The 24794-nt window shown below is 70.8% G+C and carries 10 protein-coding genes and 1 tRNA gene; 7 read left to right on the top strand and 4 right to left on the bottom strand.

All coding sequences use genetic code 11. The features are described 5' to 3' along the window. The first annotated feature begins 82 nt into the window (after window positions 1-82). From M8J73_RS36155 to M8J73_RS36125, 7 genes are all read left to right on the top strand, one after another. Window positions 83-1648, top strand: a complete 1566-nt coding sequence (locus M8J73_RS36155) for a TIR-like protein FxsC (protein ID WP_372504080.1) — start codon at window positions 83-85, stop codon at window positions 1646-1648. Next, window positions 1645-5670, top strand: a complete 4026-nt coding sequence (gene fxsT / locus M8J73_RS36150) for an FxSxx-COOH system tetratricopeptide repeat protein (protein ID WP_249829560.1) — start codon at window positions 1645-1647, stop codon at window positions 5668-5670. The genes M8J73_RS36155 and fxsT overlap by 4 nt, the downstream gene beginning before the upstream one ends. 190 nt (window positions 5671-5860) lie before the next feature. After that, window positions 5861-5934: transfer RNA gene (locus tag M8J73_RS36145), tRNA-Pro, on the top strand. A gap of 220 nt (window positions 5935-6154) precedes the next feature. Beyond that, window positions 6155-7417 (top strand): ABC transporter substrate-binding protein, encoded by a 1263-nt coding sequence (locus M8J73_RS36140; protein ID WP_055540557.1) that lies wholly within the window; start codon window positions 6155-6157, stop codon window positions 7415-7417. A 70-nt stretch (window positions 7418-7487) separates the two neighbouring features. Continuing rightward, entirely contained in the window at window positions 7488-8447 is a 960-nt protein-coding gene (locus tag M8J73_RS36135) for a carbohydrate ABC transporter permease (RefSeq protein WP_055540551.1), read from the top strand. Continuing rightward, on the top strand, window positions 8447-9280 hold the full coding sequence (locus M8J73_RS36130) for a carbohydrate ABC transporter permease (RefSeq protein ID WP_055540552.1): 834 nt from the start codon (window positions 8447-8449) through the stop codon (window positions 9278-9280). The genes M8J73_RS36135 and M8J73_RS36130 overlap by 1 nt, the downstream gene beginning before the upstream one ends. Before the next feature lie 54 nt (window positions 9281-9334). Next, window positions 9335-10522, top strand: coding sequence for an ABC transporter ATP-binding protein (locus tag M8J73_RS36125; protein WP_055540553.1), 1188 nt, complete (start codon window positions 9335-9337; stop codon window positions 10520-10522). A 100-nt stretch (window positions 10523-10622) separates the two neighbouring features. On the opposite strand, the gene M8J73_RS36120 is transcribed toward M8J73_RS36125, so the two are convergent. The 4 genes from M8J73_RS36120 to M8J73_RS36105 form a co-directional block, all read right to left on the bottom strand. Continuing rightward, window positions 10623-11681 carry an MDR family NADP-dependent oxidoreductase gene (locus M8J73_RS36120; protein WP_055540554.1) on the bottom strand — a complete coding sequence of 353 codons (1059 nt, stop codon included), beginning with the start codon at window positions 11679-11681 and terminating at the stop codon, window positions 10623-10625. Beyond that, the gene (locus M8J73_RS36115; protein WP_055540555.1) at window positions 11678-13393 is read right to left on the bottom strand and encodes a phytoene desaturase family protein; all 1716 of its coding nucleotides are present in this window, start codon (window positions 13391-13393) and stop codon (window positions 11678-11680) included. The genes M8J73_RS36120 and M8J73_RS36115 overlap by 4 nt, the downstream gene beginning before the upstream one ends. Window positions 13394-13422: 29 nt before the next feature. Beyond that, on the bottom strand, window positions 13423-14613 hold the full coding sequence (locus tag M8J73_RS36110) for a cytochrome P450 (protein WP_249829559.1): 1191 nt from the start codon (window positions 14611-14613) through the stop codon (window positions 13423-13425). Window positions 14614-14722: 109 nt separating this feature from the next. Further along, complete coding sequence (locus M8J73_RS36105) at window positions 14723-24598, bottom strand: non-ribosomal peptide synthetase/type I polyketide synthase (RefSeq protein ID WP_249829558.1); 9876 nt, start codon at window positions 24596-24598, stop codon at window positions 14723-14725. Between the last annotated feature and the right edge of the window lie 196 nt (window positions 24599-24794).

Below are 24794 nucleotides of genomic sequence, written 5' to 3'. Positions count from 1 at the left end.
ACCAGGGCGCACGCGAGACCCCTGCGCGGCCTCCCGATAACAAGCACACAGAGAAGGGGCGTTGGAGGCGGAGATCAGGGGAATGCATGCATCGGGTCCCGCCGAAAAGGGGCCCGTCAGGCCGGACAGGGGTACAGTTCACTGTCTCGGCACGACTCAACCAAGGCAATGGCTGAGGGGTACCGGTTGGGGGGTGAGGAGGTGTGGGAGGCAACCGAACCGCGCGCACTTCCGCCGGTGTCGGTCACCTTCCGAGGCGCGAGAATCCATCCACCCCACGGTAGGGACCCCGCGATCGCGGCACGTCGGGGGCTCGTTGGAACCGTACTTCTTCCTGAGCTATGCGCGCAGGCGCGGACCGCGGGTCCTCGTCAAGCGGTTTTACGACGACCTGTGCGCAGAATTGCGCCAAGAACTGCGGCGATTACGCAAGGGCAAGCCCGTGCCCTTCGACCGTCCTTTTCTGGACGTCCAGTCCATTCAAATCGGCCAGGACTGGAACGCGGCACTCGGCGACGCCCTGGGCCACTGCCGCACCATGCTGGCGCTTTACACCCCGGACTACTTCAGAAGCGACTTCTGTGGCCGCGAATGGAAGGCCTTCGAGGACCGGCAGCGCAGCCACAGGGAACTGGCCGGAGTGGATGCCAAGGCTCTCATCCCCGTCCTGTGGGAGCCCGTACAGAGCATTCCGGCAGGTGCCGCCCACATCCAGTACGACAACCTCGAATTCGGCGAGAACTACGCGCAGTGGGGACTGCGCCGCATCCTGGTGGCCGACCCGGGCGGCGAGGAGTACCGCCGCATCGTGAACCTCCTCGCGCGGCAGATCCTCGTGGCCGCCGAACACTTCCGCATACCGGCGGCCGAGGGTCTGGACATCACCGCACCGGAATCCGCCGGCCCCTTCCCGTCCGCCACCCAGCGCGCGGAGCCGGGCAGCCACGCCCTGCTGCTCGTCGCCGCCCGCACCTCCGGGACCGCCCACCATCAGAGGTCCACGGACCCGGGGTGCCACGGGGAGAGCCCGACCGACTGGAACCCCTACCACACCGAATCCCCGGAGCCCCTGGCCAGGAGAGCGAGCCAACTCCTGGAGGAGCGGGGCTTCACGGTGCGCACCGACGTCGTCTCGGACGTCCTCGGCGCCACCCTGGACGAGGCCCGTGGGCAGGGGCAGGTCGCGGTCCTCCTGGTGGAGGCGCGGGCCGCCGCGGACGAACCGTACGGAAGCGCCCTGCGCGCCTACGACCGGAGCAACCATCCGGGCAGCGCGGCCATCGTTCCCTGCGGTCCCGACGAGGCGGGTGACGGACCCCAGAGCAAGCCCTACTGGGAGGCGGTCCGCAGCGTCCTACCGCTGAACTGGGCGAAAGGAGCAGGGGATCCCCTGCCGCTGCTCCAATCCGGAATCGGCTCGGACGAATTCGACGGGGCGCTCCACGCCGTCGTGGCCAAGGTGCAGAACCATCTGTTCTCGTTCCTGGAGACGATCCAGCTCGACTCCCTGGAGAGAGCACGGATCACCTCCACGTCGCTCCCCGTCCTGAGCACCGTGGCCCGGCCCGAGCCGAACGGACCCGCGCGCCCGCAGCCTGCCCGCCCCTCCTCCGATCCCCTTCCCTTAGAGCAGGAGCAGGACAGATGACCCATGACGACCGCGGCCGTGGCACCATCATCACCTTCTACTCCTTCAAGGGCGGCACGGGGCGCACCATGGCTCTGGTCAACACCGCCTGGATCCTCGCGAGCAACGGTCTGCGCGTCCTCGTCGTGGACTGGGACCTCGAAGCCCCCGGACTGCACACCTATCTCCAACCCCTGCTGGCCGACCCCGACCTCACCGAGAGCGCCGGCGTCATCGAGATGGTCAGCGACTTCGCCCGCCGCTCCGTGGCCCAACGGGTCGCCTCCGGCGCGGAGAACGCCGGAGCCGCCGGACCACCCCCCCGGGGCGGCGGCCACGGCCCCGACCCCCGCGAACTGGCCCGAGTCGACCGCTACGCCGTCGGCACCGAACTGAGGCTGCCCCCCGGCGGCAAACTCGATCTGCTCCCCGCCGGCGTCCAGGACCCCGACACCTACGCCGTCACCGTCAGCACCTTCGACTGGGGCACGTTCTACCGCATGGGCGGCGCCGACTTCCTCACCGCGCTGCGCGACGACATGGCCGCACGGTACGACTACGTCCTCATCGACAGCCGCACCGGCCTCAGCGACACCGCGAGCATCTGCACGGTCGTCATGCCCGACATCGTCGTCGACTGCTTCACCCTGAGCCGCCAGGGTGTCAACGGCGCGGCACACGTGGCGCGTTCCGTCCGCCGCAACTCCCACGCCCAGCGCGACATCCGCATCGTCCCCGTCCCCATGCGCGTCGAGGACGCCGGCCGCGACCGCCTGGAGGCCGGCCGCCACCAGGCCCGCAACCTGTTCGCGCCCTTCCTGGACTGGGTACCGGCCGACGAGCAGGACCAGTACTGGAGCAGCGTCGAGATCCCGTACAAGCCCAGCTACGCCTACGAGGAGATCCCCGCCACGGTGGGGGAGCGGCGCCAGGACGGCACCCTCCTCGCCGCCTTCGAACGTCTCACCGCCCGGCTCACCGACAACCGGGTGACCCGGCTGAACAACATGCCCGAGCCGTACCGCCGGACACTGCGCGCCGAGTACGAACGCACGGCGCCGACGCTGCGCAAGGACTTCTACGTCAACTACGCCGCCACCGACCGACTCTGGGCGGACTGGACCGTCAGCGTCCTGCGGGCCGCCGGATACGAGGCCACCCTCGCCCCCATCGAGGGGGACGACCCGACCGCCGCCCCCGCGACACCGGCCGGACTGGACCGCACCCTGGCGGGCGAGGGACGCATGATCGTGCTGCTCTCCCCGCAGTACACCGCCCTGCCGCAGGCGCGGGAGATATGGCACCAGATCCGGCGCCGGGACCCGTCGGGCCAGATCGGCATGGTCGTCCCCCTGCGGGTCGACGACTCCCCGCCCCCGCCGGAGTTCGCGCCCTCCGCGACGGTCAGCCTCGCCGGGGTCTCCGCCGAGGAGGCGGTGGTCCGCCTGCTGACCGTCGTCGACCGCGGCAGCCCGACCGAACCGGGACCCCGCGCCACCGCCGTGAGCCTGGCCGCCGCCACCCGGCTCCCCGGCACCCCGCCCCAGGTCATAGGAGGACGCCCCCAACGGAACGTCGCCTTCACGGGCCGCCGGACACTCATCGAACGCCTGCGCGACAGCCTGCTCGCCGGCACCACCGCTGTACTGCCCCAGGCCCTCTACGGACTCGGAGGCGTGGGCAAGACACAGGTGGCACTCGAGTACGCGTACCGCTTCGAATCCGATTACGATCTGGTGTGGTGGATCAACGCAGCGGAACCGACGCAGATCCGCCAGGACCTGAACTCTTTGGCCGGGCATCTCGGTGTGCCCCTCGGTGGCAAGGATTTGGCGGCCATATGCAACGAGGTGCTGGACAAGCTGCGCCGCGGCACCCCCCACGCGCGCTGGCTGCTCGTCTACGACAACGCCGAGAAACCGGCCGACCTGGACGGTCTGGTTCCGGTCAGTGGGCCCGGTCACCACATCCTCATCACCTCGCGGAATCCGGCATGGGCCGAACGCGCGGCACGCATCGAGGTCGACCTCTTCACCCGTGAGGAGAGCGTCGCGCTGCTGCGCCGCTACAACCAGGCCCTGGAGCCGGCCGAGGCGGCTCGGGTGGCCGAGGAACTCGGGGACTTCCCACTGGCCGTGAGCCTGGCCGCCGCCTCATTGCAGGAGTCGGCGATGCCCGTGGCCACCTATGTGGAGATGCTCCGTACTCAGATGACCGACATCCTGCGCAACCAGTCAGCCCCCGATTACCCGACATCGGCAGCGGCCAGCTGGTCACTCGATCGGCTGAAGTCGCGTACACCGGCCGCCGCCGTCCTCCTCCAGCTCTGCGCGTTCTTCGGCCCGGACCCGATCCCTCGGGACATGCTCAGCAGCCGTCCCGCCCTCGAACTGCTCGAACGCCACGACCCGAGCCTGTCCGACCCGCTGATGATGAGCAGGCTCTACGGGGAGATCGTCCGCAACGGACTCGCCCAAGTGGACCAGCGGACCGACACCCTCACCCTGCACCGCCTGATCCAACGGGTCCTGCGCGACCAGCTCAGTCCGGAGGACCAGAGCGCCATGCGGGAACGGGCCCACGCCGTCCTCGGTCAGGCCAACCCCAAGAGCCCGGACGAGTCCGAGAGCTGGCGCCGCTACAGCGCGCTGCTGCCGCACCTGTGGCCGACCCGGGCCGAGGAGAGCGACGCCCTGCCCGTACGGCAGTGGATCTGCGACACCGTGCGCTACCTGTGGCGCAGCGGCGACGCCGACACCGCCAACCGCACCGCCGAACGGGTCCTCACCAGCTGGCAGCCCCGCTTCGGAGAGGACGACGCGCTCGTGCTGCGCCTGCGCACCGAACTGGGCAACGCCTTGCGCGACCAGGGCCGCCTGCCCGAGGCGTACGAGGTGACACGCGACGTGTACGAGCGGGGCAGCCGGATCCTCGGCGACGACCACCCCTACACGCTCGGCGCGGCCATGAGTCTCGGCGCCGACCTGCGCGGTGTCGGCAGGTACGCCGACGCGATGGAGAGCGACCGGGCCACGCTGCGGCGCACCCGCAGGGTCTTCGGCGACGGCCACCCCCGCACGTTGGCGGCGGCCAACAACCTCGCGGTGTCCGAGTTCCTGTCCGGCGACCGGCAGGCGGCCCGCGACACCAACCGGGACATCCTCAAGCAGCGCCGGGAGATCTCCGGGCCCGACGAGCGTTCCACGCTCAACTCCGCCAACAACTTCAACCGCGACCTGCGGGCCGCCGGACGTTTCCAGGAAGCCCGGAAACTCATCGAGGACACGCTGAAGCGCAGCCGGCGGGCGCTCGGCCCCGAACACCTGGTCACCTTCCGGGCCTCCCTCGGCGCGGCCATCATCTACCGCCGGCTGGGCGCCTACGAAGCGGCCCACAAACTGACGAACGACACCTATGAGCAGGCCCTGAAAGAGCTGGGCCCGGACCACCCCGACACGCTGGCCATCGCCAGCAATCTCGCCGCCGACCTCTACGACCGCGGCGAGTCGGTACGGGGCCGTGAACTCGCCAAGGAAACGCTCGACCGGTACGAGCGCAAGTTCGGCCCGGACCATGTCTTCACCCTGGCCTGCGCCAACAACCTGTCCGTCCTGCTCAGGCTCACCGGAGAGCGGGACGCCGCACGGGAACTGTCGACCCGTACGTTCGACCGCTTCCGCCGCCTGCTGGGCCCCCGCCACCCTTACACCCTCACCTGCATGCTCAACCACGCGACGGACCTCTCCGAGAGCGGGGACCACGAACGGGCCCTCGCCGTGGGCCGCGAGGCGTACGAGGGGCTCACGGAGGTGCTCGGCCCCGACCACTACCTCGCCATCGCCGGCGCCTCGAACCTCGCGGTCGAACTGCGCCGTGACGATTCCGACGACGCCGAGGCACGGCACGAGGAAGCCACCGGGCTCCATGCGGAAGCGGAACGCCGCGCCACCGACAGCCCGGAACTCGGCGGCGACCACCCCCTGACCCGAGCGGTCACCCGCTGGCAGCCCATCGACGCGGACATCGAGCCGCCGGTGACCTGACACCACCGCACATCACACGCACCAACGGAAGGCCCTGCGGACGACGTCGTCCGCAGGGCCTCCCGTTTCGGGCCGTCCTCGGTGCGGCCCTGCACAACCTCGCCGTCTGCTGCGAGCTATGTAGGGTAGGGTTTACCTGCGCGTTCACACGGAGCACGAGTCGGCAGTACGGGCACCGTGGGGATCGCGACGGGACGTGGCGCAGCTTGGTAGCGCACTTGACTGGGGGTCAAGGGGTCGCAGGTTCAAATCCTGTCGTCCCGACTCGAAAGAGTCGTAGGTAGGGCCGGTTTCGGAGGTTTCCGAAACCGGCCTTCTCATTTCTCCCCGCCCGCGGGTTCGTCGAAGGGGTGACCTGACGAATCGCCGGGTGATGTGTGGCGATATGTGCTTGATCTACTTGTTTGCGGTCTTTAGTGTGCGCAGGGGCAACACCGCGAGGTCCGAGTCCCCTGTCACCGTCCGGAAGCGAGGTGTGGAGCGCATGCACACGAGGCGCTGGCTCCGGGCGTTCGCCGTGCTGCCGTTGCTGGCGTCGGTGCTCACCGCATGCGGCGACGACGAGGGTTCCGGTACGCCCACCCTCAACTGGTACAACTTCCCCGACGACTCCGGCGCCCTCCAGAAGGCCGCCGACGGGTGCAGTCGGGCGTCGGGCGGGCGTTACCGGATCAGCTACAACAAACTCCCGCGTGCCGCGGACGGCCAGCGCCAGCAGCTCGTCCGCCGGCTCGCCGCCGAGGACGACTCCCTCGACATCCTGGGCCTGGACGTCACCTGGGCGGCGGAGTTCGCCGAGGCGCGCTGGATCCGGGAATGGACGGGCGCGGCGAAGCGGCAGGCCACCGAGGGCACCCTGCGCGTACCGCTGCAGACCTCGACCTGGAAGGGCAAGCTGTACGCCGTCCCGTACAACGCCAACACCCAGCTCCTGTGGTACCGCAAGGACCTCGTGCCCAGGCCGCCCAGGACCTGGGCCGAGATGCTCGACATGGCCGAGGCCCTCGCGCGACAGGGCAAACCGCACTTCGTGGAGATCCAGGGCGCCCAGTACGAGGGCCTGACCGTCTGGTTCAACACACTGATCAACAGTGCGGGCGGCACCATCCTCAACGCGAGTGCGACCGAGCCCTCCCTCGGCCCTCCTGCCGTCCGGGCCGCGCAGGTCATGCGTGATCTCGCGGACTCCTCCGCCGCGGACCCCTCCCTCCCCAACCAGATGGAGGACCAGAACCGGCTCGCCATGGAGGCGGGGACGGCGGCGTTCGAGCTCAACTACCCGTTCGTCTATCCGTCGATGAAGACGAACAACCCCGAGCTGTTCAAGAACTTCCGCTGGGCGCCGTACCCCAGGGTCGACGCGGACCGCCCCGCACGGCCCACCATCGGAGGCATCGATCTGGCGGTGAGCGCCTACTCACGCCACCCCGACCTGGCCTTCGAGGCGGCACTGTGCCTGCGCAACCGGGAGAACCAACTCGCCGCGGCGCTCGAGGGCGGTCTACCCCCCACCCTGCGCGCCCTGTACGACGAGCCCGCGTTCATGAAGGAGTACCCCTTCTCCCGGGACGTGCTGGCCGCCCTGGAAGCGGGAAGCGTCCGCCCGATCACCCCGGTCTACCAGAACGTGTCGATCGCGGTCTCCCACACCCTGTCCCCGCCCTCCGGGATCGACCCCGTGAGCTCGGTCGACACCATCAAGGAACAGATCGACGATGCCCTGCGATCCGAGGGTGTGATCCCGTGAACCACCTCCTCCCGCCCCCCTGTGCCGGTCGGCTCTCCCGTGCGCGGGTCGCGTCCTCGGACGGCCCGCGATGAGCACGCGGGAGCAACCGACAGGAGCCCCGCCACCTCCAGGGACGGAGACGGGCCGGGCGGAGCCGGAGCGGTCAGCGCTCTCGGCGGGCGCCAGACAGGAGCGCCGGCTCGGCTGGCTGCTCTGCGCGCCCGCTGTCGTCGTCATGATCGCCGTGACCGCCTACCCCGTCGGATACGCCATGTACCTGTCCCTCCAGCGCTATGACCTGCGCTTTCCCGGACGGGCGGAGTTCGTGGGGCTGAGCAACTACGGGGCGGTGCTGACCTCTCCGTTCTGGTGGGACGCCTTCTGGGTCACGTTGTTCATCACCGCCGTGTCCGTGGCGATCGAACTGGTCCTCGGAATGGGGCTCGCCCTCGTGATGCACCGCACGATCTTCTGGCGAGGCGTCGTCCGCACGTCGGTCCTCATCCCGTACGGGATCGTCACCGTGGTGGCCGCCTTCTCCTGGCAGTACGCGTGGACCCCCGACCTCGGATATCTGGCCGAGCTGCTGCCCCAGGGGGACGCTCCCCTGACCGAACAGTGGCCCGCCCTCTGGCTGATCATCCTCGCCGAGGTGTGGAAGACGACGCCGTTCATGGCCCTGCTGCTGCTCGCGGGCCTCGCGCTGGTCCCCGAGGAGACCCTGAGAGCGGCCATGGTGGACGGTGCCACCGCCTGGCAGCGCTTCACCAGGATCATGCTGCCGCTGATGAAACCGGCCATCCTGGTGGCACTGCTCTTCCGCACCCTCGACGCGTTCCGGATCTTCGACAACATCTACATCCTGACCGCGGGAGCCCAGGGAACCGGCTCGGTGTCGATCCTCGGGTACGACAACCTGTTCACCGCGCTGAACCTGGGCATCGGCTCGGCGATCTCGGTCCTGATCTTCATCTGCGTCGGGATCATCGCCTTCACCTTCGTCAAACTGTTCGGCGCTGCCGCACCCGGCGCGGAGGTGAAGCGCTGATGGCCGCTGTGGGAAAGACACATGCCGCCCGGTGGGGGGTCCTGAACGTACTGGTCGTGCTGTACGCCCTGTTCCCGGTGGGGTGGATCGCCGCACTGTCGTTCAAGGACCCCAGCACCCTGACGGACGGCAACTACATCCCCACGGACTGGACCTGGGAGAACTACCGGGGCATCTTCGAGACCTCCGAGTTCACCCGGGCGCTGATCAACTCGATCGGTATCGCCCTGATCGCCACGGTGATCGCGGTGGCGCTGGGCACCATGGCCGCCTACGCGGTGGCCCGGCTGCGCTTCCCCGGCAAGCGGGTCCTCATCGGCATGTCGTTGCTGATCGCCATGTTCCCGCCGATCTCCCTGGTGTCGCCGCTGTTCAACATCGAGCGGATCATCGGGATCTTCGACACCTGGATCGGGCTGATCATCCCGTACATGACGTTCTCCCTGCCGCTCGCGATCTACACCCTGTCCGCCTTCTTCCGGGAGATCCCCTGGGATCTGGAGAAGGCAGCCAAGGTGGACGGGGCGACGCCCGCGCAGGCCTTCCGCATGGTCATCGTGCCGCTGGCCGCGCCGGGCGTGTTCACCACGGCCATCCTCGTGTTCATCTTCTGCTGGAACGACTTCCTGTTCGCGATCTCGCTGACCTCCACCGAGTCCGCGCGCACCGTGCCCGCCGCGATCGCGTTCTTCACCGGGAGCTCCCAGTTCCAGCAGCCCACGGGGTCGATCGCCGCGGCCGCCGTGGTCATCACCATCCCGATCATCGTCTTCGTCCTGCTCTTCCAGCGGCGGATTGTCGCCGGGCTGACCTCAGGGGCGGTCAAGGGGTGACCTCCCCGACCGCGTATGCCCCGACCAAGGTATGAAGGCAAGGAGGCACCACCCATGGCCGAGATCATCCTCGAGGGAGTCACCAAGCGCTTTCCCGACGGGTCCCTCGCCGTCAAGGACGTGGACCTCGAGATCGCCGACGGCGAGTTCGTGATCCTGGTCGGTCCGTCGGGATGCGGCAAGTCCACCACACTGAACATGATCGCCGGCCTGGAGGACATCACCGAGGGCACCCTCCGCATCGGAGACCGCGTCGTCAACGACCTCGCTCCCAAGGAACGCGACGTCGCCATGGTCTTCCAGAGCTACGCCCTCTACCCGCACATGAGCGTCCGGGAGAACATGGGCTTCCCGTTGCGCCTGGCCAAGGTGGACAAGGCGACCATCGACGCCAAGGTCACGGAAGCCGCGCAGATCCTCGATCTGACCGAGCACCTGGACCGCAAGCCCGCCAACCTCTCGGGCGGTCAGCGTCAGCGGGTGGCCATGGGACGGGCGATCGTCCGTGATCCCAAGGCGTTCCTGATGGACGAGCCGCTGTCCAACCTCGATGCCAAACTCCGGGTGCAGATGCGCACCCAGATCTCCCGGCTGCAGCGGCGCCTCGGTACGACCACCGTGTACGTCACCCACGACCAGACCGAGGCGATGACCCTCGGCGACCGGGTCGTGGTCATGCGACAGGGCCTGGTCCAGCAGATCGGGACACCTGCCGAGTTGTACGACCTGCCGCGCAACATCTTCGTCGCGGGCTTCATCGGTTCCCCGGCCATGAACTTCCTGAACGCCACCTTCGAGGGCGGTGCCCTGCGCTCACCCGTGGGCGACCTGCCCCTCGACGACCGTACGAGACGGGCGCTGGAGGAGCAGAACGCGCCTCGCGAGGTCATCATCGGGCTGCGGCCGGAGGCGTTCGAGGACGCGGCCCTGTCCCACGAACGGGACCGCACGAGCCCGGTCTTCACCGCCACCGTGGAGGTACTGGAGTCGCTGGGCTCGGATGTGTACGTCTACTTCACCGCGGAGGGCGGGCCCGCGACGACCGCCGAGTTGGAGGAGCTCGCCAAGGACTCGGGTCTGCGCGACACCGGCGCCGACACCCGTCAGATCGTGGCCCGTCTGGACGCCGCCACACGTGCGCGTGAGGGTCAGCCCACGGAGTTGCGGGTCGACATGGCCAAGGCCCATGTGTTCGACCCGGCGAGCGGAGCGAACCTCACGCATCCGGAACGGGTGGACTGACGGCGCCGGTGTCGCAGCCCGGTCGGAGGCCGTTGTCCCCTCGGTGGGAGAACGGCCTCCCCGCCGCCCGTGCTCTGTTCCGTCGCTCCCGCGGGCTCGGTCAGACCTGGACCAGCACCTTGCCCCGGTTCCCCTCCCGGTTCACATAGAGGCTGCGGTACGCGTGCGGGATCGCGTCGAAGCCCTGGTGCACGGTCTGGTGGTACTGGATCTCACCGTCGCGGACGAGACCTCCGAGCTCCTGGTGCATCCGCGTCAACAGCGGCTCGTGGAACCACTCCTGGGCGAAGATGCCGCGGATCGTGGTGCGCGGGAACATGATGTACGGCAGCAGCCGTGGCCCGGTCAGTTCGCCGTTCACGGTGGTGGCCCACTGCCAGCAGACGGCCACCTGGCTGTCCACGTTGAGCATGGTGAACACCGCGTCGGTGATGGTTCCGCCCAGGTTGTCGAAGTACCGGTCGACCCCGTCGGGCGCGGCGAGCAGCAGCTCCTGCCGTACCTTCTCCGCGTCGTCGGCCTGTGCGTAGAGCACCACCTCGTCGAAGCCGAGCCCGCGCAGATACTCGACCTTGCCCGGTGAGGCGGTGGTGCCCACCACCCGGGCGGCACCCGCCCGCCGGGCCAACTGGCCCACCAGCGTGCCGACCGAGCCGGATGCGGCGCTGACCACCACCGTGTCACCGGGCCGTACGGTCATGAACCGGGTGAGGGTGCCCCACGCGGTCATCCCGGGCGCGCCCATGACGCCGAGCGCGGTGGACAGCGGCAGCCGCTCGTCGTACCACTCCGGGTCGAGTCGGCGGTAGGCCGGGAACACCATCGGGAAGGTGCCCGTCCGCCACACCTCCTCGGCGCCGTTGTGGACCACATGGCTGCGCCAACCGCCGAAGCCCTGCACCAGGTCACCGACCTCGAACGCCGCCTCCGGCCCCGCCTCCAGCACCTCCATGATCGAGTCCGCGCCCATGGGGTGCCCGATCGGCGTCTCCAGCGCCAGCCCGTTCTGATACGGGTCGACCGACACGTACCGCGTGCGGAACAGCATCTCGTCGGGGCGGAGGGCGATCTCGACGTCCTCCACCACCTTCTCGTAGATCCGGTCCACGTCCGGGACCCCGCCGAGGTGCTCACGGACGACCCACTTCTCGATCCTCATGTCAGGGCTCCTGTCTCGGTGTTCGAGGGATCGCTCGTCGTACCGCCCCCGTCGGCGGCCCGCGTTTGCCGGGGCGGACCGCCGACCGGGATGACCACATGCGTCGGGGGCGGGGCGCTCCGGTCGATGTCGGCGGTGAACTCCACACCGTCGTCCCGGCAGATGAACTGCATGACGTGCCGGCCCGCGGCGGCCGCCCGGATCAGGCCGCCGATGGTCGCCCAGACCCCGGAGAGGTAGAAGTCCGACAGCCCGGGCAGGACCGGGCCGCTGCGCTTGATCTCCTCCTCCACCGTCTCCGCGCCCTCCACGAACGGGTTCCAGCCGGGGAACGTGCCGTCGTAGACGCCCGTGTAGCGGACCTGGGTCAGCGGGGTGGAGACGTCGGCGACGGCCACCGCGTCCTTGAAACCAGGGAACCGCTCGTCCAGGAAGGAGACGATGCCGTTGCGGACCTCCCGCTTGGCGGTCACATAGTCCCTGCCGTGCCGGACCGGCAGGGTGTGCAGCTCCTGACCGCGCCGGACCCGCGAGGACCGTTCCGGCCCCTGGTGCAGCTCCCGCCAGGGGCCGATGTCCGAGAAGTACGTCGCGAACACCACGGTGGACTCGCGCGGCGCCAGCTCCGGGTAGTGCCGGGTGCGGAACTGCACGTTCATCGACGGGCAGCGGATCCCGGTGAGCGCGCTCGCCTGCTGTTCCGTCAGCAGATAGGTGGTGCACGGGTCGCCCTCCGGGAAGGGCTTGCGCAGCCCCAGGAAGAGGGAGACGTAACCGGGGGACAGCTGTCCGGGCTGGTCGATCAGCGAGGTGTAGAGCTTGCGGTAGGTGTCGTTGAGGTACCTGCCGCCCAGCAGTTTCATCACCGTGGTGTGGCCGTCGGCCGCCGAGACCACGATGTCGGAGCGGTACTCCCGGCCGTCGCTCAGTCGCACCCCCACCGCGCGGTCCCGTTCGACCAGGATCTCCTCGACCCTGGCGTTGTAGGTGATCTCACCGCCCAGCTTGCGGTACCGCTCCTCGACCGACCGGGCGAGCCCCAGCGAACCGCCCTCCGGCACGCCCGCCGCGTGATTGGCGTGCGAGGCCAGCTGGAAGTAGAACGGCAGCACCGGGAACGCCGGATGCTTCTCGTAGAGGATGAAGTTGAACGCCTCTCGCAGCAGCGGGTCGCGGAACCGCTGCGCGTAGTCCGTCATCAGCACGGTGATCGACTTGCGGATGGTGGTGAGGTACGGGACGAAGGAGGCCATCATCCGCCACCGCTCCCACCGGCCCATCAACCCGACCGGCTTGAGGAACGGGTAGACCGCCAGCGCCTTGCGGAACGTGCGGATGCCCGCGCAGAACTCCCGGATGGGCGCCGCGTCGGCCGGGGAGACGGTGAGCAGGTGCGCCTGGAGCCGGTCCGGGTCGGAGTAGAAGCGGACCGCCCGGCCGTCCCGGCCCCGGACGATGTTGAACACGTCGAAGTGCCGCATCTCCTTGCCCTGGAGCGCGCCCAGTTCGAGCCAGATCTGGTACATCTCGTTGCCCGGACCGTTCCCGAGGAGCCAGCTGACGCACCAGTCGAAGGTGAAGTCGCTGCGGTCCCAGCCGGTGCACGAGCCGCCGGGGATCTCGTGCATCTCGAAGATCCGGGTCCGGTAGCCGTTCATCCGGGCGTAGCAGCCGGTGGAGAGACCGCCCAGACCACCGCCGATGATGATCATCGACTCACGGCGACGGCCGCTGTGCCCGGTCACCAGGCGACCGGGAGCGCTTGGAGACCGTTGACCATCGCGTCCTGCTTCCAGATCAGTTCGCTCTCGGGGACGGCCAGCCGCAGGCCGGGCAGCCGGTGCAGCACCCGCTCGATCGCCACCTGGAGCTCCAGCCGGGCGAGATGGGCGCCGACGCAGTAGTGCACGCCGTGGCCGAAGCCGATGTGCGGGTTGGCCCCGCGGTCCATGACGAGGCGCTCCGGCTCCCGGAACACCTCCGGGTCGCGGTTGGCGGCGGCGGTGGCGATCATCACCGCCTCGCCGGCCCGGATCGTGATGCCGCCCAGCTCGACATCGGCGGTCACGTACCGTGCCAGATTGAAGCCGGTGAGCAGCGGCACGTAGCGCATCAGCTCCTCGACGGCCTTCGGGATCCACTCGGGGTGCTCCCGTAGCCGCACCAACTCCTGTGGGTGTACCAGGAGTTGGTGGAAGAAGTTGCCGATCTGGTTGGTGGTGGAGACGAAGCCGGCGATCAGCAGGTCGCAGGCGATCGACAGCAGCTCCTCCTCGCTGATCAGGCCCTCCTCGCGGCAGGCCCGGACCAGGGTGGTGAGCAGGTCGTCGCCCGGCTCGCGGTCGCGTAGCTCCAGCACGCCGACCATGTACTCCATGAAGTCCCGGCCCTCGGTGGCGAGCGCTTCCTGGGGGGTGATGGCGGAGAGCACCGTCTCCGCCCAGTGCCAGAGCATCCGGTGGTCCTTGGCGGGGATGCCGAGCACCTCGCAGATGATGGTGGTCGGCATGGGGATGGCGAAGTCCTCGACCAGGTCCGCCGGTTGGCCCGCGGCCACCATCCCGTCGATCAGCTCGTCGGCCAGTTCCCCGGCCCGTGCGCGCAGCGGCTCGACCCGGCGGGCGCTGAACTGCCGTGCCACCAGCGAGCGGAGCCGGGTGTGCTCGGGCGGCTCCGTGGAGAACAGACCGGCGCCGGTACGGGTCACCGGGCGCATCCGCGGCTGGTCCCGGTCCATCGAGGCGGCCAGGCTGAACCGCGGGTCGGCCAGGACCGTCCGCACGTCCTCGTACCGGGTGACCAGCCAGGCGTCGTCGCCGTACGGCATGCGGATACGGGCCGGTGCGCGTTCGCGCAACTCCGCGTACCCGGGGTCGAGGTCGAGGCCACGTGGGGCGAAGGGGTAGGGGAGTGGGGGGTGTTGATCAGGCATGGGGGGATCCGTTCCTTTACGGGGGCGGTGGTGGGGGTCGGTGTGGGGCGGGCCGGTGTGGTCGGTGCCGGCCCGCGAGGTCGGTCCCGGTGGCGGGGCCGTGCCGGGGTCACGACGTGTGGGGTGGGGTTCCGGTGAGGATCGAGCGGGTGAGCCGGGCGTTGTGGGCGCTGTACTCGTGGTCGAGCATTTCGGCGTGGGTGCCGTGGCCCGTGAGGACCGTCGTCCGGGTGGCCGAGCTGCCGTGCCACGCGCCGTGGTACCCGGCCTCGTGGAGCGCGGCCTGCTCGGCGTCGGAGATGACGCCGATCTCGGCGGTGACCACACCGACGTTGGGCGTCCGGCTGCAGAACCGCAGATAGTCGCGGGCCTGCGCGCGGGTCTCGTCGGCGACCGCCGTCGAACCGGTGTGCCGCCACAGATGGTCTTCCAGCTCACGCTCGAAGGCAGCGACATGCTCGTCGGCGAGGTCGAAGGGCTCCGCGATCCGGTGCGAGTCCACGATCACCACATGGGAGACCGTGCGGCCGCGCCGCTCCAGTTCCTTGGCCACCTCGAAGGCGAGGTTGCCGCCGAGTGAGTAGCCGAGCAACGCGCACGGCCCCTCCGGCTGGAGCGAGCCGACCAGGTCCGCGTACGCGTCGACCTTGCCGTCGCCGGACACGTAGTTGAAGGCGACCAGCCGGTACTCGGGCAGGTGCTCCGCGAACCGCCGGTACACCAGGCCGTGGCCGCCGGCCGGCGGGAAGCAGAACAGGGTCTGCCGCTGCTCCCGGTTGAACCACAGGTACGGTCGGCCGCCCTCGATCCGGCCGGTGATGATGTGCTCGACCGTGCGGGCCATGCCGTGCAGGGTGGTGACCTCGAACAGCCTGCTCACCGGGACGCTGATGTTGAACTCGGCCTGGAGGCCATGGATCAGCTCGATCAGCCTGATCGAGGAGCCGCCGCACTCGAAGAAGTCGTGCTGGAGCCCCGGCTTCTCGATGCCGAGCAGGGCCTGCCAGTGCTCGGCCATCCTGACCTCGTACAGGGTCGCGGGCGGTTCGGCCGTCCGTTCCACGCCGTCCGTCCCGGGGGCGGGCAGCGCGGCGAGATCCACCTTGCCGTTGGCGGTGAGCGGCAGCGCGGGCACCTCGGTGAAGTGCGCCGGGATCATGAAGGTCGGCAGGAGGCCGGCCAGATGACGGCGCAGCTCACGCCGGTCGAGGGTCCTGCCGGGGGCCGGCACGCAGTAGGCGCAGAGCATGTTCTCGCCCCGCCCGTCGGCACGGACGGTGACCACCGCCCGGTCCAGCTCGGGCCACTCCCCGAGCCGGCTCTCGACCTCCCCCGGCTCGATCCGGTGCCCCCGTACCTTGATCTGCGCGTCGGCCCGGCCGAGCAGACGCACCCCGCCGTCCGCGTCCCAGCACGCGAGGTCACCCGTGCGGTAGACCCGGACCGGCTCGGTGCCGTCGGCGCCGCCCAGCGGGAGGGTGGTGAACCGCCGGCCGGTCCGTTCCTCGTCGCCCGCGTAGCCGAGCGCCACGCCGGAGCCGCCGATCCACAGCTCGCCGGTGACCCCGGGCGGGACCGGGCGTCCGTGCCGGTCCAGCAGATAGAGGGTGCTGTTCGGGAAGGGCCGCCCGATGGGCACCATCCGGCTGGGCGCCAGCCCGTCCAGCAGCCCCTCGAAGTACGTGCTGTCGATGGTGGCCTCGGTGACGCCGTAGGAGTTGACGAGCCTGGTCGCCGGCCCGCACAGGGCGCGCAGCCGCTCGTACTCCTCGACCTTCCACACGTCCGAACCGACCACCAGCAGCCGCATGAAATCCAGCCGCAGCCCCTCCCGTTCGCAGTGATCGGCGAGGACGCGGGCCACCGCCGGGACGAACTCGGCGGCGTCCACCCGCTCGGCGCGCATCACCTCGTGGAGCCGGGCCGTGTCGAACAGCAGCTCCCGCCGAACCAGCACCAGGGTCCCGCCCGAGCAGAGCGCGCGGACCACGTCCCCGGTGAAGACGTCGAAGGAGGGGGCCGCCATCTGGAGGTGCACCCGGACGTCGGTGTCCAGCCGGTACTCGGCACGCCACGCCTGGTACGCCGAGGCCAGATTGCCGTGCGACACCCGGACGGCCTTGGGGCGACCGGAGGACCCGGAGGTGTGGATGACGTACGCGGGCGCCTCCAGACCCACTGGTTCGTCCGCGAACTCGGCCTCCACCGTGCTCAGTTCGTCCGTGGTGATCAGCCGGGCCGGGAGCCCGTCGAGTCGGTCGAGCTGGTCGAGTCGGTGGTCCTCGGCGATCAGCAGGTCCGCTCCCGCGTGCTCGACCATGTAGGCCAGCCGGTCGGCGGGGTCGCCGGGGGCGAGCGGCAGATACGCGGCGCCGGTGCGCAGCACCGCGAGCAGGGCGACGATCAGCTCCGGGGACTTCTCCAGGCAGAGGGCCACCACCGAGCCGGGCCCGGCACCCAGCGCGCGCAGCCGGGCGGCGGCCCGCGCCGAGCGTTCGGCCAGCTCGCCGTAGGTGAGGCGGACGGCCGGGCCGGAACCGGCCGGCATCACCACCGCCGGGGCCGTCGGCTCGGCCGCCGCCGCACGCAGGATCAGCTCGTGCACCGGTTCGTCGTACGCGACCTGCCGGTCCGCTCCGCTCCACTGCCCGAGCACCAGGGCCCGCTCGTCGGGGCCGAGCAGTTCCAGGCCGGTCGCCGCGCGCTCCGGGCCCGCCGTGGTCAGTGCCGTGAGCAGGTTGACGTAGTGCCCGGCCAGCCGGGACACCGTCTCCGGCAGGAAGAGGTCGGTGTTGTACTTGAGCACGCAGTGGAAGCGGTGCTCCGACTCGTCCTCGTAGGCGGAGAGGGTGAGGTCGAACTGGCCCTCCTCCTCCGGCAGTTCGATGTACTCCAGGCGGTAGCCGTACTTCTCGGTGGCGACCTTGTGGTGGAGCAGGATGAACATCGCCTGGAAGACCGCCGAGCGGCTGGGGTCGTGCTGGAGCCCGAGTTTCTCCACCAGCAGCACGAACGGGTACTCCTGGTGGTCGAGGCCGCCCAGCACGGTGGTGCGCACCCGGTCCAGCAGCTCGGCCACGGTCGGCTCCCCGGCCAGCGAGACATACAGCGGCAGCGGGTTGACGAAGTAGCCGTAGACGCCGGCGAACTCCTCGTCGGTGCGACCGGTCACCGGGCTGCCGACGATGAGGTCGTCCTGACCCGAGTACGCGTGCAGCAGCAGGTAGTAGGCGCTGAGCAGCACCATGAACACGGTGACGTTGTGCTCGCGGGCCAGTGTGTGCACCCGGGCGCTCAGCTCCTCGTCCAGGACGAAGAACTCAGAGGCGCCGTTGTGGGTCTGCACCGCGGGGCGGGGCCGGTCGGTCGGCAGTTCGAGGGTCGGCACCTCGGTGGGCAGCCGCGAACGCCAGTAGTCGAGCATCCTTGACGCCTCACGCCCGGCCAGGAACTCGTTCTGCCGGTTGAGGAAGTCCAGGTAGCGCGCGGACACCGAGGGCAGTTGGGGCGCCTCGCCGCGCCGCAGCCCCTCGTAGACCGCGAGCAGCTCCTCGATGAAGGTGAACGTGGAGATCGCGTCCGAGACGATGTGGTGGACGGCCTTCATGATCACCCACCGGGCCGGGCCGCGCCGGAACAGACGGAACCGCACCAGCGGGTCATGCTCCAGGTCGTACGGCCTGCGGTACTCCCGGACGATCACCGCGTGGATCTCGTCCCAGTCCAGGTGCTCGACGTCGACGACCCCGAAGTCCGGCTCCAGCGCCGCGGAGATCCGCTGTACCGGACCGCCGTCGTCGAGCACGAAGTTGGCCCGCAGACCGGGATGCCGCTCGACCATGGTCCGGAAGGCGAGGGCCATCAGGTCGGGTTCCAGCTCCACCCGGACCTCGACCGCGCCGCCGATGTTGTAGGCGAACCCGTCCGGGTCGAGCTGCTTGAGGAACCACAGGGCCTTCTGGTTCTGCGTCAGCGGGTACGCCGACTCGTCCTCGTACCGCTCCACACTGGTCCCGCACCGGTCGGGCCGCTCCTCGTGGAGCAGCTCGGCCAGCGACTCGTACAGCTGGGCGACCAGCTCGGCGACCGGCGCGTTGCTCAGCAGCGCCACCAGCGGGAGGGTGGTGCCGAGTTCGGTGGTGAGGCGGGCCCGCAGTTCCATCGCGAGCAGGGAGTCCAGGCCGAGGGCCCCGAGTCCGGCGCCCGGTTCGATCTGGTCGGCCGGCACGCGGAGCACGGAGGCGACCAGCCCGCCGAACCAGGAGGTGAGCAGGGACAGCCGCTCGGCCTCCCCGGCCGCCCGCAGCGTCTCCAGTGGGCCGGTCGGCTCCGTCGCCGGGCCGGACTCCCGGGCGGCCGCGGCCAGGTCGGCCACCAGCGGCGGCGGAGCGGGGTACCAGGAGAGGAAGACCGGCCAGTCCACCACGGTGGCGATCAGCAACTGGGCCCGGTCCTGACCGAGCACCCGTTCCAGTACGGCCATGCCGGTCTCGGGGGCGAGCGAACTCATGCCCCGGCTTACGCGGTAGTGGTCGATCAGACCCAGTTCCTCGATCATCCCGGTCGCCCAGGGGCCCCAGTCGAGGCTCAGCGCGGGCAGACCGAGCGCCCGGCGGTGGTGGGCCAGCGCGTCCAGGAAGGCGTTGCCCGCGGCGTAGTTGGTCTGCCCGGCCGTGGTCAGCAGCGAGGCGATCGAGGCGAACAGCACGAAGTGGTCCAGCGGTTCGCCGGCCAGCTGCCGGTGCAGGGCGAGCGCGCCGAGCACCTTCGGGCCGTACGCCGCGTCGAACGTCTCCCGGTCCAGTTCGCCGACCAGGGTGTCCCGGACCTGCCCCGCCAGATGGAAGACGCCCCGGATCGGTGGCCGGTCCAGCCGCCGGTACTCGGCCAACCAGGCGGCCAGCGCCGACTCGTCGGTGATGTCCAGCCGCGCCGGGACCGGCTCCGCGCCCAGGGCCTCCAGCTCCCGCAGGAAGGCGACGCGCAGGCCCTCCTGGCCGGTCGGGTCGACGTCCCGCCACTCCTCGCGCGGCGGCAGCGGGCCACGGCCGACCAGGATCAGCCGACGGGCACCGCGCCGGACCAGCGTGCGGCACAGCAGCCGACCGAGCGCGCCGAAGGCGCCCGTGACCAGGTATGCGGCGTCGGGCCGGAGCCGCGGCGGCAGCGGCCGGCTCAGCCCCTCGGCGCGCCTCAGCCGACAGGTGAGCCGACGGCCGTCCCGCAGCGCGACCTCGTCCTCGTCGCCCAGCGTGAACTCACGCAGCAACGCGGCGGCCTCGCCGTCGCGGTCCCCGTCCGGGCCGAGGTCGACCAGCTTGCCCGGGTGGCCGGGCAGCTCCTGATGGCGCAGCACCCGGCCGATTCCCCAGGCGGGCGCCCCCAGCGGTTCGACCGGCTCACCGGCGACGGTGGCCTGCGCGCACCGGGTGACGATGTGCAGTCGGCTGCCCGGCAGTTCGGCCGACACCAGCGCGGCGAGGACGACCAGGCTGTAGGCGCCGGGGGAGGGGTCGTGGGGAGTGGGGGGTGCGACGGGGGCGGTGGAGGTGGGGGTGGCGGGCGTGACGAGGGTGACGGAGGTGGGGGCGGTGACAGGGGCGGGGGAGTCGGAGGTGGTGGCGGCGACAGGGTCGGGTGTGTCGGCGGAGTCGGCGGCGGGGGTGAGGGCGACCGTGGTGGCGTGAGCGACCGGGGAGGTGGGGGCGGCGGTGGCGGTGGGGTCGCCGGTGGCGGTGGCGGTGGCGGTGGGGTCGGCCGGGGTGGACGGTTCCGGTCGGTCGAGGTTCCAGAGGTGGACGACGGCGGCCGGGTCCGGTGCGCCGGAGGCCCGGTGGTCGGCCAGCAGACGGGACAGGTCGGCGGCGGAGCCGGGATCGACGACGGCCGGATCGTCGCCCTCGGCGGGCCGGTACCCGGCGCCGGGCCGGACGAGCAGGCAACGGCCGCCGCGTGCGGTGATCCGCTGGGCCAGCGCTTCGGCGACGCCCTGCCGGTCCGCGAACACCAGCCAGTCGTCGGCGTGGCCCAGCGGCAGGTCGGAGGCGTCCGACAGGTCGGGGGCGTCCGGCAGTGGGGTCCAGACCGGTTCCGCGAGCCAGCCGTCGATGGTCGCCGGCCCGACCGCCGTCGCGGCCCGCTCGACATCGGCGGCCCGGAACCCGGTGATCCCGCCGAGCGGTACGCCCTGCTCGTCGTGGACCGCGATGTCGCCGACCAGTTCGGAGCCGGTCTCGTCGGTGACGGTGGCGTGCGCCCACAGGGTGCGATCGCCCACCGCGTCGAGCCGTACCTCGTCGATGGCGACCGGCAGCCGGATTTCGGCGCCTGTGGGGCCGGCCGTCGACAGCTGCGGGGTCAGCAGGGTCTGGAACAGCGCGTCCATCACCACCGGATGCACCTGATGATCCACTCCCTGCCCGACGACCGCCGGCGTCGGCCGGATCCTGGCCAGCGCCTCACCGGGGCCGATCCAGACCTCCTCGATGCCCTGGAACGCCGGCCCGTAGTGGTAGCCGAGCGCGGCCAGCTCCGCGTAGCACTCCGGTCCGGTCAGATGGCGGACGGCCCGCTCGCGCAGCGCCGTCACGTCCAACGGCCGGTCCGGGCGGCGGCTTTGGCCGGGCCGGACGGTGCCGACGGCGTGCACGGTGCGCTCGGTTCCCTGGCCGGCGGGGGTGGCGACGGTGAAGCCGCCGTGCTCGGTCGAGAGGGTGAGCTGGACGGCGCGGCTCTCCGCGTCGGGCAGGAAGAGTGCCTTGCGCAGCTCGATGCCGGCCAGGGCGGCGTCGGCGCCCCCGGTCAGGGCGCGCACCGCCTGGACCGCCATCTCCAGGTATCCGGCGGCGGGAAAGAGCACGCTGCCCTGGATGCGGTGGTCCTCCAGGTACGGCAGCGCCTCGGTGTCCAGCCGGGCCTCCCAGGCCGGTTCGGCGCCCGGCAGCCGACGGCCGAGCAGGGGGTGGTCCACCCGGCCCTGCCGTACCACGGCGACCGGCCGGGGCTCGACCCAGTGCCGGTCCCGCCGGAACGGGTAGCGCGGCAGCGGGACCGTCCGCCCGGCGGGCTGGAGCACGGACCAGTCGACCTCGACACCGACGTTGTGCAGGGCGGCCAACGACGCGGTGAACGTGACCTGTTCGTCCTCCTGGCGGCGGATCGACGGCAGCGTGCGTACGTCGGGGGCATCGGCTGCGGAGGCATCGGCTGCGGGGGAACGACCCTCACCGCTCCCGCCGGCCGTCCGGTGCGCGACCGTCTCGGCGATCGACCGGCCGAGCACCGGGTGGGGCCCCACTTCCAGGAACAGCTGGTACCCGTCGTCGGTCAGCCGCTCGATCGCCTGCCGGAAGCGGACGCGGTCACGGACGTTGTGCCACCAGTAGGCGGCGTCCAGTTCGGTGCCGCGTGCGGTGCCCTCGCGCCCGGTGAGGTGGAGCGGAACCCTCGCCGGACGCGGCTTGATGTCGGCGAGCGACTCCAGCAGCTCGTCCTTGATCAGCTCCATGCGGGCGCTGTGGTACGGCACTTCGACGGCCAGCGGGCGGACGAAGACCTGCTCGGCGGTGAGCGCGGTGGCCAGTTCGGCCAGTGCGGTCTCGTCCCCGGCGAGGGTGAGCGATGTCGGGCTGTTGACGGCGGCCACCGAGATCGCGTCACCGTACGGGCGGAGCCGACGAACGGCCTCCGCTTCGCCGAGGGCGACGGCGAGCATGCCGCCGGTGCCGGCCAGCCGCTGCTGGAGTCGGCTGCGGTGCACCACGACCTTGACCGCGTCGGCCAGGTCGTAGACGCCGGCCTCGTGGAAGGCGGCGACCTCGCCGGTGGAGTGGCCGACGACGGTGTCGGGGTGGACCCCTCGGCTGCGCCAGAGGGCGGCCAGTCCCACCTGCACGGCGAAGTTGGCGGGCTGGGCGAGCCAGGTCTCGGCCATCCGGGAGTCCGCCTCGTCGGCGGCGAGCTCCTCGGTCAGCGACCAGCCGGTCAGCTCGGCGATGTGCTCGCCGCAGCGCTCGACGGCCTCCCGGTACACCGGCTCGGTGGCGAAGAGTTGGCGGCCCATCGCCCACCATTGGGGGCCCATGCCGGTGAAGACCCAGGCCAGCCGCCGGTGCCGGGGTTCGCGGCAGTGGTCGGTGAGCACCCGGGGGTGCGGTTCGCCGCGGAGATAGGCGGAGAGCGCCTCGTCCAGCGAGGCGCGGGCGGCGGCATCGCGGGAGTCGTACACGACCGAGAGCCGGGTGTCGTGGTGTTGGCGTCGATGGGCCAGGGTGTGACCGACGTCGGCCGGACGGGCCGGGGCACCGCCCCGCACACCGGCCAACTCGCCCTGGATCCCGGCGGCCACCTCGGGCAGAGCGGCGGTCTCCCGTGCGCTCAGCGGCAGAACCGTCCAGACAGGCGGCCCGGCAGCCGCGCCGACCTCGACGACACCGTCCCCCGGCCCTTCCGGCACAGGCGCCTGAGCCTCGCTGCCGTCCCCACCTCCGACAGCCTCGTCGGCCTCGACGCCCGCTTCGGTCCCGGCAGTTCGTGGAGCTGCGGCACCTTCCGCGGTCCCGGCACCGACCGACTCCAGCCCCGGCTCCCGCTCTGGCTTCGGCTCCAGCTCCGGTTCCGGCTCGGGCGCGGCCTCCAGCAGGACGTGTGCGTTGGTGCCGCCGAAGCCGAAGGAGTTGACACCGGCTCTGGCCGGTCCCCGGTGCGCGGGCCACGGGGTGGGCTCGGTGGGGATCTCGTACGGGAGGGCGGCCGGGTCGATCGCGGGGTTGAGCCGCTCCAGGTTGATGTGCGGGGGGATCAGTCGGTGCTTCAGCGCCAGCGCCGACTTGATCAGCCCGGCGAGGCCGGCCGCCGACTCGGTGTGTCCGATGTTGGTCTTCACCGAGCCGACGTAGCAGCGGTCACCGGGCCGGCGGCCCACCGCCAGTGCACGGGCCAGTGCTGTCGCCTCGATCGGGTCGCCGACGGGGGTGGACGTGCCGTGCGCCTCGACGTACTGGAGGCTGCCGGGGACGATCCCGGCCTCGGCGCAGACCCGTTCGATGAGGGCGACCTGGGCGTCCGGGTTGGGCACGGTGATGCCGTTGGTACGGCCGTCCTGGTTGACGCCGCTGCCGATGATGACGGCGTGCACGGGGTCGCCGTCGCGGACCGCGTCGGAGAGCCGCTTGAGGGCGACGATCGCGACTCCCTCGGCGCGGACATAGCCATCGGCGGCGGCGTCGAAGGTGCGGGAACGGCCGTGTGGGGAGAGGAATCCGCCCTTGGTCTCGGCGATGGTGTACTGCGGCGCGATGTGGAGCAGGGTGCCGCCGGCCAGCGCGAGGTCGGTCTCGCCGCGAAGCAGGCTCTGGCCGGCCAGGTGGACGGCGACCAGGGAGGAGGAGCAGGCGGTGTCGAGGGAGACGCTGGGGCCGCGGAAGTCGAAGCAGTGCGAGATGCGGTTCGACACCATCGTCATCATCGTGCCGGTGGCGGTGTGCGCGGCGAGCGTGTCGAAGGAGAGGTCGGAGAACTGGACGATCTTGTAGTCCAGGGTGAACGCGCCGACGTAGACGCCCACGTCACGGCCGGCGAGCTCGGCCGGTTTCTGGCCGCCGTCCTCCAGGGCCTCCCAGGCCACTTCCAGCAGCTTCCGCTGCTGCGGGTCCATGTGGTCGGCCTCGCGGCCGCTGATGCCGAAGAAGGAGGGGTCGAACTCGTCGAAGCCGTCGATGTATCCGCCCCGACCGCCGACCAGTCGGCCCGGCTTGGCCTTGTCGCGGCTGCCCAGGGTGGTGACGTCGTACCGGTTGCGCGGGGTCGGGGTGATGCAGTCCTTGCCGTCGACGAGGTTCCGCCAGTACGCGCGGTGGTCGTTGGCACCGCCGGGCAGCCGGCATCCGATCCCGATGATCGCGATCTTCTCGCGCTCGGCGTCGGGAGCCGCAGTGGTGGAAGTGGGGGTGGGGTCCGGGGAGGGGACGAGGCATGAATCCGTCATGGGCGAGTCCTTCGGACAGCTTCGTTCGCGCGGGCGCCGCGATCAGGGAGCGTTCGCACGCGCAGGGGACAGTGACCGCGCCGCCGAGCCGCACCGGCCGGAGGCAGGGGCAGCCGTAGGGGCGGAGCGCGGAGGTGGAGGTCGAGCGGACAGTCGGACGACGAGCTGGTGGTCCGGCCGGGCGCGCCGGGCAGGT

The sequence above is a fragment of the Streptomyces neyagawaensis genome (assembly GCF_023516595.1).
Taxonomy (GTDB): domain Bacteria; phylum Actinomycetota; class Actinomycetes; order Streptomycetales; family Streptomycetaceae; genus Streptomyces; species Streptomyces neyagawaensis.
Note: the sequence above shows the minus strand (reverse complement) of the source record. Positions and strands in the feature narration are given on the sequence as shown.

Excerpts from the sequence above, each read along its gene's own strand:
- M8J73_RS36105 (WP_249829558.1), bottom strand. The coding sequence starts at position 24,598 with ATGACGGATTCATGCCTCGTCCCCTCCCCGGACCCCACCCCCACTTCC.
- fxsT (WP_249829560.1), top strand. The coding sequence starts at position 1,645 with ATGACCCATGACGACCGCGGCCGTGGCACCATCATCACCTTCTACTCC.
- M8J73_RS36110 (WP_249829559.1), bottom strand. The coding sequence starts at position 14,613 with ATGCCTGATCAACACCCCCCACTCCCCTACCCCTTCGCCCCACGTGGC.
- M8J73_RS36125 (WP_055540553.1), top strand. The coding sequence starts at position 9,335 with ATGGCCGAGATCATCCTCGAGGGAGTCACCAAGCGCTTTCCCGACGGG.
- M8J73_RS36140 (WP_055540557.1), top strand. The coding sequence starts at position 6,155 with ATGCACACGAGGCGCTGGCTCCGGGCGTTCGCCGTGCTGCCGTTGCTG.
- M8J73_RS36135 (WP_055540551.1), top strand. The coding sequence starts at position 7,488 with ATGAGCACGCGGGAGCAACCGACAGGAGCCCCGCCACCTCCAGGGACG.
- M8J73_RS36120 (WP_055540554.1), bottom strand. The coding sequence starts at position 11,681 with ATGAGGATCGAGAAGTGGGTCGTCCGTGAGCACCTCGGCGGGGTCCCG.
- M8J73_RS36115 (WP_055540555.1), bottom strand. The coding sequence starts at position 13,393 with ATGATCATCATCGGCGGTGGTCTGGGCGGTCTCTCCACCGGCTGCTAC.
- M8J73_RS36155 (WP_372504080.1), top strand. The coding sequence starts at position 83 with ATGCATGCATCGGGTCCCGCCGAAAAGGGGCCCGTCAGGCCGGACAGG.
- M8J73_RS36130 (WP_055540552.1), top strand. The coding sequence starts at position 8,447 with ATGGCCGCTGTGGGAAAGACACATGCCGCCCGGTGGGGGGTCCTGAAC.